Genomic DNA, 6,244 nt, shown 5'->3' on the forward strand with positions numbered 1-6,244 from the left:
CGGGCTCCACCGCCGCCGGCGCCGGGCCGGCGGCCGGGTCACGGTGCGGCGGGCGGCGCGTCAGCACGCCGTACCCGAGCGCCGTTGTCAGTGGCTCAGGCGGCGCTCACGACTTACGCAGGGGATCGTCGGGCCTGCCACTCAACTGACGGGCAGCGTCGCTCGGGACGACCCCGGGACCGTACGCGCCGCCTTCTCGAAGCGGCTCGCGAACGGGTACCTGCGCTCCAGGAAGGCGTGGATGGCCGCCTGCGCCGCCGCCCGGGCCGCCGGGGCGGTGTCCACGTCGTTGAGGCAGAAGAAGTCGACGTCCTCGCCGGCCTCCAGCCGGGCCAGCCGCCGCCGCATGTCCGGGGTGCCCAGCTGCACGTAGCGGAAGCGGTACTCGGCCGGTACGGCCCGGCCGGTGGCGATCGCCCAGTGGTGGTGCAGCGTGGACGCCGGGGCCACGTCGGTCAGCGAGCGGAAGCGCGAGTACGCGGTGCGCCGCAGCTCCTCGATCTCCAGGCCCTCCATCTCCCGCATCACCGACAGCAGTTGCGGATGCGGGGTGTGCAGCGACTTGTGGGTGATCTGCCGGCCGTGGAAGCGCCGGACCACCTCACGGGTGTTCTTCCCCGCGGAGTTGGGCGCCGGCTCCATCGGGTGCGGGTCGCCGACCCCGAGCTTCAACGGGGACAGCGGGATCCGGGCGATGCCGTTGCCGTGGAAGAAGTGCTCCGCCCCGACCGGCCGGTTGACGAAGACGTCGTCGTTGAAGTACAGGTACCGGTCCGACAGGCCCGGGATGTGGTGCAGCCGGCTCTCGATGGCGTGCGAGTTGAACACGGGCAGCGCGTCGGCCGGGAGGATGTCCCGGTGGTCGACCACCGTCAGGCCCTCCGCCTCCGGGTCCAGCCAGTCGGGCACCTGCGCGTCGGTCACCAGGTAGACGTGCCGGACGAACCCGGCGTACATCTCCAGCGAGCGCAGCGCGTACTTCAGCTCGTCGTGGCTGGTGTAGCGGGAGGCGCCGGTCTCGCGCGGGGCGATGGCGTTGTCGGAGCCCTCCTGGTGGGCGCGGCGCTTCGCGGCCATCGCCGGGTCCTCGCCGTCGACCCAGGTGTAGACGGCGTCGACGGGGAAGTCGACCTCGTCGACACCCGGCTCGGCGAACGGGGCGAACGTGGGCACCGGGCGGCGCGGGCCGGCCGCCACGGCCGGCTGCTGCGCCGACACCGGGAGCACCTCGGAGACGGGGTTGCGGCGCGGTGCGACGAGCGCCGACTCGAAGACCTCCGTCAGCTGCCGGCCGGGCACGCTGAGATGGGCGGGGTCCGCGCGCAGTTCCCGGCCGGGCCGCCAGAACTCGATGTCGCAGCCCGTCTCCAGACCGCCGAGCACCTGTCCCCGCGGGCCGAGGCGCACCTCGCCGGTGCGCAGCACCGCGGCCCGCCGCAGCGCCCGCGGCAGCCTGCCGTCGGCCCACAGCACCGCCCGCACCGCGCCGCCGTCCGGACCGACCCCGGCCACGAAGGCGGCGGTGCCGGCCAACTCCCGCGCGGCCTGCGCCAGCACCGCGTCGCGGTGGCCCTCCGCGACGCCGACCACCTGCCGCGCCCCGCCGCGCCGCGGTTCCGCCGGGACCAGGAAGTACGGCACGCCGGCCGCGTCCAGCAGGGCGCCGACCCGCTCCAGGTCGGTGGCGGCGGCGTCCAGGGCGGTGTAGCCGCCGACCGTACGCCCGTACAGCCGGGCCGGTCCGCAGCTGATCCGGCGCAGTCCGGGCACGGCGGCCCGCAGCCGCCTGCGGGCGCGGGCCGAGCGCAGTGCCCACAGCCGGGCCGACAGCCAGAGCCCCAGGCGCACCACGAGGTCCCGGGCGGCCCGCAGGCCCGGGAACGCCGCCAGGCGGTGACGGATGTCCATGACCGCGCCCTGTCAGCGCTGCTTCTCGGCGGCGCCGGTCTGCTTCTCGTACGGGCCGGGGAACGGGAAGTAGTCCTCCAGGAACTGGTGCATCCGCACGCTGACCTGCTCGCGCTCCTCCGGCGCCACGTCGACGTCGTTCAGGCAGAAGAAGTCGAAGCGGCGGTTGTTGCGCAGGTCGGCCAGCCGCTGGTCGGCGTCCGGGCGGCTGATGTTGACGTACCGGAAGCTGAACCTGCCCGGCACACCGCGGCCGGTCATCAGCGCGTACTGGTACAGCAGCGGGGCCGTCATGGCGATGTCCGTCGGCGAGCGGAAGCGGGACGCCGTGGTGCGGGCGATCTCCTCCGGCCACAGCTCCTCCAGCGCGAGCAGCGTCTCGCGCTGCTGCGGGAGCGGGGTGTGCATGAAGTTGTTCGTCGTCATCCGGCCGAACTTCTCCAGCAGCAGCCGGCGCACGTTCTTGCTGGCGGAGTTGGTGGCCGTCTCCTCGGCGTGCGGCTTGCCGACGCCGATCTTCAGCGGGGAGACCGGGATCCGCATCAGGCCGCTGCCGTGGAAGAAGTGCTCCGGGGTGATCCGGCGGCCGACGAACACGTCGTCGTTGAAGTACAGGTAATGGTCGGACAGGCCGGGGATGTGGTGCAGCCGGGTCTCGATCGCGTGCGAGTTGAAGACCGGCAGGACACCCTCGGGGAAGATGTCGCGGTGGTCGACGACCGTGATGCCGTCGGCCCGGTCGTCGAGCCAGTGCGGCTGCTGGCCGTCGGTGACGATGTAGACGTGCCGCACGAAGTCGGCGTACATCGCCAGCGAGCGCAGCGAGTACTTCAGCTCGTCGTGGCTGGTGTAGCGGGAGGCGTTGGTCTCCTTGTCCAGGATCTCGGCCGTGCCGCGCTCCTGGTACCGGGCCCGCTTGGCCCGCATCGCCGGCTCCTCGCCGTCGACCCAGGTGTAGACGATGTCCACGGGGAAGGTGACACGGCTCACGGTCGGCAGGGTCAGCGGGGCGAAGCTCGGCAGCTCGCGGTCGCCGACCCGCACCGTGGCGGGCTTCTGCTCGGAGGCCGGCAGTACGTCCGTTATGCCGTTGTTGCGCGGGCTGATCAGGGACTCGCGGAAGACGTCCTCGGACGCCTGCGGCTGCACCTTCGCCAGCCGCTGCTCGCCCCTGTCGGAGGCGAGCACCTCGGCCCCGTCCTCCCAGAACTCCACGTCGCAGGCCAGCTCCGGCCCGGCCAGCAGCTGGCCGGCGGGCCCGAGGTGGTTCTCCCCGACCCGCAGCACCGGCGCCCTGCGCAGCCCGGCCGGCAGCGCGCCGTCCATGAACATCGCGGGGTGCTTGAGCTGGCCGCCCGGCAGCGGACGGCCGATGAACACGGCCTTGCCCGCGTTGCGCGCCTCCAGCGCGGTCAGGAACCGGTCCCGGTCGGCGGCGTTCACCCCCACCGTGTGACGGACCCGGGAGGTCGGCACCAGGAAGTAGGAGATCCCCTCCTGCTCCAGCGCCGCGACCACCAGGTCGAGGTTGGCGGCGGCCGCCTCGGCGGCGGTGAACCGGGAGACCACCCGGCCGTAGAGCCGCTGGCCGCGGACGGCCACCGGGCGCAGCACCGGGTCGCCGACCGCTGCCCTGCGGCGCCGCCGCATGGTACGCAGCTGCCACACTCGCTCAGCGGCCTTCCGCTCTACTCGCGGTCGCATCCGCCGCGCAAAGGAACGCACGGTCACCTTCTGGCTCCTCCTCGTATACCCCCGGCACCTGTCCTGTGATGAGCAGACATACCGACGTGGTGATGGGTTGCAGAGGAATTTACTTGAAGTTCAGGGAGTAAGTGGCCCCGGCATCGGCGCACCGGCCTTAGGTAGGCTCGAAGCCATGGCCGACGCACCGTACAAGCTGATCCTCCTCCGCCACGGCGAGAGCGAGTGGAACGAGAAGAACCTGTTCACCGGCTGGGTGGACGTCAACCTCACCGCGAAGGGCGAGAAGGAGGCGACGCGCGGCGGCGAGCTGCTGAAGGACGCCGGTCTGCTGCCCGATGTGGTGCACACCTCACTTCAGAAGCGCGCCATCCGCACGGCGCAGCTGGCCCTGGAGGCCGCCGACCGCCTCTGGATCCCGGTCCACCGCAGCTGGCGCCTGAACGAGCGCCACTACGGCGCCCTGCAGGGCAAGGACAAGGCGCAGACCCTGGCCGAGTTCGGCGAGGAGCAGTTCATGCTGTGGCGCCGCTCCTACGACACCCCGCCGCCGGCGCTCGACCGCGACGCCGAGTACTCCCAGTTCTCCGACCCGCGCTACGCCACCCTCCCGCCGGAGCTGCGCCCGCAGACGGAGTGCCTGAAGGACGTCGTCAACCGCATGCTGCCGTACTGGTTCGACAGCGTCGTCCCCGACCTCCTCACCGGCCGCACGGTCCTGATCGCCGCCCATGGCAACTCGCTGCGCGCCCTGGTCAAGCACCTGGACGGCATCTCCGACGCCGACATCGCGGGCCTGAACATCCCGACCGGCATCCCGCTCTCCTACGAACTGGACGCCGACTTCAAGCCGGCCAACCCGGGCGGCACGTACCTCGACCCGGACGCGGCCGCGGCGGCGATCGAGGCGGTCAAGAACCAGGGCAAGAAGAAGTAACGGTCCACGAACAAGCCCCCTGCCTGCGGGTTCTCCGCCGGGAGGGGGCTCGTTGCTGTACTGGGGCCGCCGCTGGGCCGTGGCGCTTAGAGGCGGGTGATCCTCATGCGAACCGAAACGACGAGCGCCACCAAAGCGGCGATGGCTACGTCAGCCCCGGCCTGGACGCCCAGCCATGCGCCGCCGAGACCGACGAGCGGGAACGGCAGGGGGTGGAGGGTGAGGTCGATGCGGAGGCCTCGGCGTGGCACCATGGCCTTCTCCATGCGGGTCATGCGTTGTCCGTTCTGTAGGCAATAACCGATCCCATGGAAAGGAGAGGTCGCCCCCCTACGGGCGACCTCTCCGGCATATCGGTGACAAGACCTTACTTACCGTGCGGGGGAATAACAAACTCGCAGCTAAAGCGGGTGCGCCTCGCCCTTAAGCCGCATACCAGCTTCTCCTGACGACCTCGCTGACGGTTGACGATCCCGGTAAGCATGCCCTTACCTTGCACGCAAGAATCCATTGAACCGTCGAACCAGAAAACCGTCGAACCGTTGATTCGGTTTCTGGGCGGCCGGGTGGCCGGGCGGCCAGGTGGGCGGGCGACCGGGCGGCCGGCTTAGTTTCGCGAGGACTCCCAACCCGAGGGAACTTTCGCGGATGACATTTACACTTTCAGTCGTCCATGATTTCGCGAGGACTCCCAACCCGAGGGAACTTTCGCGGATGACATTTACACTTTCAGTCGTCCATGATTTCAGCGGATGGGCGGTTTGTACCTAAGGGTTGTCCCGTAACTGCTGTTCACGGGTGAGATGATCTTGCTGTGTCTGGTGTGATCACGGCGTTGGAGCCCTCCTGGATAGCCCCGTTTACCGGGCTGAGCCCGCGCCAGTTCGGCAAGCTGATCACCGCGCTCCGGCGTGAGGGTGCGGACCCGGTACGCAGGGGCCGCCCCTGGAGCCTGTCGCTGGAGGACCGCGTGCTCCTGGTCGCCGCGTACTGGCGCACGAACCTGACCCTGCGCCAACTGGCCCCACTGTTCGGGGTGTCCAAATCCGCGGCCGACCGCATCATCGGCCACCTCGGGCCCGCGCTCGCGCTCCAGCAACGCAAGCGGTTCCGCAAGGACACCGTGCTGATCGTGGACGGCACGCTCGTTCCCACCCGCGACCACACCATCGCCGAGCAGTCCAAGAACTACCGGTACTCCACCAACCACCAGGTCGTCATCGATGCTGACACCAGGCTCGTCGTCGCGGTCGGCAGGCCGCTGCCCGGCAACCGCAACGACTGCAAGGCATGGGAGCTGTCCGGCGCGAAAGACGCCGTGGGCAAGACCACCGTCATCGCAGACGGCGGCTACCGGGGCACCGGCCTGGTCATCCCGCACCGACGCGAGAGAGGCCAGACCGAACTCCCGGACTGGAAGGAGGAGCACAACGCCTCCCACCGCAAAGTCCGCGCCCGCGTCGAACACGTCTTCGCCCGGATGAAGGGCTGGAAGATCCTCCGCGACTGCCGGCTGAAGGGCGACGGCGTTCACCACACCATGCTCGGCATCGCCCGCCTGCACAACCTCGTCCTTGCCGGGTGACACAGAAACCAGCAGGCCACCAGCCACGTCAGAGATCATTTACGGGACAACCCTTAGGGCTTGCAGATCATCAAGGTGTTGCTTCCCGTCCCATGGCTCGTTGATGTGGT

The 6,244-nt window shown here is 70.1% G+C and carries 5 protein-coding genes; 2 read left to right on the forward strand and 3 right to left on the reverse strand.

What is annotated here, in order from left to right:
- Nucleotides 1-141: 141 nt before the first annotated feature.
- Both ACFF45_RS19870 and ACFF45_RS19875 read right to left on the reverse strand, forming a co-directional pair.
- Entirely contained in the window at nt 142-1,908 is a 1,767-nt protein-coding gene (locus tag ACFF45_RS19870) for a stealth family protein (protein ID WP_381347743.1), read from the reverse strand.
- 12 nt (nt 1,909-1,920) lie between these two features.
- Nucleotides 1,921-3,576 (reverse strand): stealth family protein, encoded by a 1,656-nt coding sequence (locus tag ACFF45_RS19875; protein ID WP_512701194.1) that lies wholly within the window; start codon nt 3,574-3,576, stop codon nt 1,921-1,923.
- Between the two features lie 211 nt (nt 3,577-3,787).
- Here ACFF45_RS19875 and ACFF45_RS19880 point away from each other — a divergent pair, with 211 nt between their 5' ends.
- The gene (locus ACFF45_RS19880; protein ID WP_381347745.1) at nt 3,788-4,549 is read left to right on the forward strand and encodes a phosphoglyceromutase; all 762 of its coding nucleotides are present in this window, start codon (nt 3,788-3,790) and stop codon (nt 4,547-4,549) included.
- Between the two features lie 86 nt (nt 4,550-4,635).
- Here ACFF45_RS19880 and ACFF45_RS19885 read toward each other — a convergent pair whose 3' ends face one another.
- Nucleotides 4,636-4,824, reverse strand: a complete 189-nt coding sequence (locus ACFF45_RS19885) for a hypothetical protein (protein ID WP_381347746.1) — start codon at nt 4,822-4,824, stop codon at nt 4,636-4,638.
- Between the two features lie 539 nt (nt 4,825-5,363).
- Between ACFF45_RS19885 and ACFF45_RS19890 the strand changes: the two genes are divergently transcribed.
- A complete protein-coding gene (locus ACFF45_RS19890) occupies nt 5,364-6,134 on the forward strand; it encodes a transposase (RefSeq protein WP_381347747.1) in 771 nt (256 codons plus the stop codon).
- The last annotated feature ends 110 nt before the right edge of the window (nt 6,135-6,244 follow it).

This window comes from Streptomyces cinereospinus (assembly GCF_042430725.1).
Taxonomy (GTDB): domain Bacteria; phylum Actinomycetota; class Actinomycetes; order Streptomycetales; family Streptomycetaceae; genus Streptomyces; species Streptomyces cinereospinus.